The sequence below is a fragment of the Streptomyces hilarionis genome (assembly GCF_024539675.1).
GTDB lineage: Bacteria > Actinomycetota > Actinomycetes > Streptomycetales > Streptomycetaceae > Streptomyces > Streptomyces hilarionis.
Genome location: NZ_JAHHIT010000842.1, coordinates 1 through 247 on the forward strand (window position 1 = coordinate 1; position 247 = coordinate 247).

General features: G+C 52.6%; 1 protein-coding gene. It reads left to right on the forward strand.

Translation table 11 applies throughout. The features are described from left to right. Window positions 1-247, forward strand: a 247-nt coding sequence (locus KMS84_RS40520; protein WP_256921653.1) for a hypothetical protein, incomplete at both ends; no start/stop codon positions are given.

The window sequence follows — 247 nt, forward strand, 5'->3', positions numbered from 1 at the left end:
GGCCTGCCCTAGTCACTTGCCCTGTTACTCTCATCGACACCTGCGAGGATGCGTTCGCAACATGGTCGTATTACGCGCCCCAGCTTAAATTGGCTGGCCTGTTCCTATTCACCCTTAATCACAACATTCCAGACCCACCTCGAGAATGGGCCGCCATCGCCGGTGATATTCGTTCTACTGCCGCATTTCTGGCTTATTATGTCAATAAATATTGGCCTCGTCCCGTCGAACACACGCACGAGTGTCT